Annotated in this window: 3 protein-coding genes and 1 pseudogene; 1 reads left to right on the forward strand and 3 read right to left on the reverse strand. The window is 63.7% G+C overall.

All coding sequences use genetic code 11. The features are described 5' to 3' along the window. Positions 1-537 precede the first annotated feature (537 nt). Complete coding sequence (locus tag C5F48_RS22715) at positions 538-1,470, forward strand: IS5 family transposase (RefSeq protein WP_107665990.1); 933 nt, start codon at positions 538-540, stop codon at positions 1,468-1,470. A 230-nt stretch (positions 1,471-1,700) separates the two neighbouring features. Here C5F48_RS22715 and C5F48_RS26275 read toward each other — a convergent pair. The 3 genes and pseudogenes from C5F48_RS26275 to C5F48_RS22730 form a co-directional block, all read right to left on the reverse strand. Continuing rightward, a pseudogene (locus C5F48_RS26275) lies at positions 1,701-1,893 on the reverse strand (transposase); the annotation flags it as partial. A gap of 294 nt (positions 1,894-2,187) precedes the next feature. Further along, positions 2,188-2,634, reverse strand: a complete 447-nt coding sequence (locus tag C5F48_RS22725) for a hypothetical protein (RefSeq protein ID WP_107665991.1) — start codon at positions 2,632-2,634, stop codon at positions 2,188-2,190. A 3-nt stretch (positions 2,635-2,637) separates the two neighbouring features. Beyond that, on the reverse strand, positions 2,638-3,093 hold a 456-nt coding region (locus C5F48_RS22730; protein ID WP_146170721.1), incomplete at its 5' end, for a sulfate/molybdate ABC transporter ATP-binding protein.

Genomic DNA, 3,093 nt, shown 5'->3' on the forward strand with positions numbered 1-3,093 from the left:
ACGCCTAGGTCAAATGCCAGAAGGCACAGGACGATGCTGATGAATAGCAGCCACATCCAGAGCGGCTTGCTGAGAAAGAGTAGGAACAGGATATCCAAGACTGCGTCCTCGTTTGCATGAACGCGTCGAGGCTGCACTGGACCAGTGGAAAGGGACCCGGCTTATGCATCGACGCTGTCGATGCGGTCCGACATCATGCAAGCAACGCCTGCATCAGAGGGGCCCGGTCCGCTTCCACCACATTGTGATCCGCCTGCGATCTGGCAAGGCCTTAACGCAACTATTTTCGAACGAGATGCGACACCACCTCTTCGGTTGGTGCCGCATCTTTTCAAGCGTCGATGTCGGGAAATTGTGGTCGGGACCGCATTTTGCCGGGTCCGTCTGGTCAAGGCCCATAAACAGTACGATGTTCTTGGCCACATGGTCGTGGACCAGCCGCCAAGGATCACGCCGATGAGCATGGCGAAGGGCGTTGTTGCAAAACTCTGTCTGCCGAGGTTTCACAGCGCGAGTCCGTGCAGTTAGATCGACTGCATGAGCAAGCCATCACCTGCCCGCTACCGCACGATGAACTGGTCCAGTTACACAGCGGCGCTTCGCAGGCGTGGCTCATTGCTGATCTGGCTGGACAGGGAGATGACTTGGCTCGCGCCGCCTGACGGTAGCCCCGGTCGGCCTGCGGTGTTCTCCGAGGCAGCGATCCAGTTCTGTCTGACGATCAAGGTTCTGTTCAAGCTGCCGCTGAGGCAGACGACCGGCATGGTGGCCAGCCTGCTGAAGATGGCCGGCCTGGACTGGGCCGTGCCGGACTACACCACCTTGTGCCGACGGCAGAAGACCCTCGTTGTCCAGATCCCTTATCGGCGCGCCGATGGACCCTTGAACCTGCTCGTGGACAGCACTGGCATCAAGTTCCTCGGTAACGGCGAATGGCAGGCGCGCAAGCATGGCGTCCAGGGCCGACGCCAATGGCGCAAGGTCCACCTGGCCATGGACACCGCCACGTCCGACATCCGCGCCGTGGAATTCACTCCCAGCAGCGATGGTGACAGTCCTGTGCTGCCGGAGCTGCTCGACCAGATCCCCGAAGGTGAAGAGATCGGCGCCGTGACCGCTGATGGAGCCTATGACACCCGCCGCTGCCACACCGCCATCCTCGACCGACAGGCCACGCCGATCATCCCGATCCGCAAGAACGGTCGGCCTTGGAAAGCGGATTGCCCGGCCTCGTGCGCCCGCAACGAAACCCTGCGCGCCACCCGGCACTACGGCCGGGCCTTCTGGAAGCGCTGGACCGGATACCATGTCCGAAGCCGGATCGAGGCGAAGATGCGGTGTCTCAAGGCCTTCGGCGAGCGCATAGCTGCGAGACACCCCGACAGCCAAACCGCTGAAATCCAAATCCGCGTCGCCCTCATCAACCGTTTCAACGCACTCGGCGCTGCCGAAATCGTTCGCGTGGCTTGAAATCAACAGGGAAAGGCGAAACCTCGTCTCGAGCGTGAGTTCTGCAACAATGCCCATTGAGACCGTTAGGCGACATCCAAGTTTGCGAGGTCCCGTCTTGGCCTGATCGATTTCTCAATGGGTGGTCTGCCTGGAGGGAACAATGGATCGTCTGGAGAGAACGAGGGTGACGTCTCTTCGGAGTAAGCATCCGGCAAAGGCCGCGGTCTGGGAGATAGCTCAAAGCGCGCCTTTGCTGCGGCCCATGCCGCCTCGACCAGCATGGCGCGCGCGTGGCTGCGCCCGACCTTGCTGATGCGGCCATGGTGCGCCGCGCCGAGCCCCGACTGACGGACACGCGGATTGAGGCCGAAGTCGCTCACCAACTTCTGCGGCGTCTTGAAGCGACCGATATCGCCGATCGCCGCCATGGCCGGTGGCGACCGTCGCGTTGACGCAGGTGATGGTCAGCGCCAGCTACACCACTCAGTGGGACAGCATCGATGGACTGAGGATATGCACAGAACTCTAAATATGAGTGAGATATCCATATTTGGCTGGTTCAAAGATTGCCTGTTTCCGGGCCCTCCGGCGGGTTGCCGAGCGTCAGGGTGGCCACGACCACGTGGAAACAGCTGGTCGCCGCGAGCTTTGTGCTGAACACCCTGCAGTCCAGAAGAACCTGCTCCAAAATGCCGGGCCTTTGGAACAATAATTCACGACTATGGGTCATCTCCCTCAGAAATCATGCTGGCGGCCCCGCATGGGACCAGCCTCTCTCGTCACGTCCAACGCTTTTCCAGGTCCGAGCCAAGCCGGGGCCTGCGCGATCCACGCCTTCAGCATGGCGCTGTGCAGGAGAGCCGGATCTGCGGCTTGCAACTCGGGCGCCAGCGGTTGCAGCCGGTGGCGCAGCAGCGCGTCGAGCTCGGCCACGGTCAGCCGGGCGCTGCGGTCGGGCGGCACCACGACCCGCAGCCGCCGTTGCAGCGCCGGCTGGCTGTCCCAGACCGCGTGGTGTCGCGGCGAGGCCCGGCGGAAGCGCCAGCCCCGCGCCCGGAGCCTGGACATCGCCTGCTGCAGATCATGCGGCAGCACGGTCTCGCCCCACCAGGATGCGCTGGTCAGCCACAGCCGCAGCGACGGCCAGAGCCCGGCGCCGCCCTCTGGCCGCACCTCTTGCATCGCTCACACCGCAAGGAACTGGTGGACGAATTCGGTCTTCGGCCGGGCGCGGATTTCGGCGGGTTTGCCGATCTGCTCGATCCGGCCCATCGACATCACCACCACCAGATCGGCCAGCTCCATCGCCTCCTCCTGATCGTGGGTCACGAAGATCGTGGTCAGCCCGGTCTCGTCATGGATGTCGCGCAGCCCCTGCCGCAGCTCCTTCCTGACACGCGCGTCGAGCGCGCCGAAGGGCTCGTCCAGAAGCAGCATGCGCGGTTCGATGGCCAGCGCCCGGGCGAGGGCCACCCGCTGGCGCTGGCCGCCCGAGAGCTGCGCCGGGTAGCGGCGGGCGATGTCCGGCAGCTGGATGAGGTCGAGGAGCTGGTGGACGCGGCGGTCGATCTCCGGCCCGGTGGGGCGGGTTTTCCTCGGACGGGCGCGCAGGCCGTAGGCGATGTTCTCGAACACCGTAAT

Origin of the sequence: Cereibacter changlensis JA139 (genome assembly GCF_003034985.1) — a bacterium.
Classification (GTDB): domain Bacteria; phylum Pseudomonadota; class Alphaproteobacteria; order Rhodobacterales; family Rhodobacteraceae; genus Cereibacter; species Cereibacter changlensis.

Coding starts and splice junctions, on each gene's coding strand:
- C5F48_RS22715 (WP_107665990.1), top strand. CDS start 538: ATGAGCAAGCCATCACCTGCCCGCTACCGCACGATGAACTGGTCCAGT.
- C5F48_RS22725 (WP_107665991.1), bottom strand. CDS start 2,634: ATGCAAGAGGTGCGGCCAGAGGGCGGCGCCGGGCTCTGGCCGTCGCTG.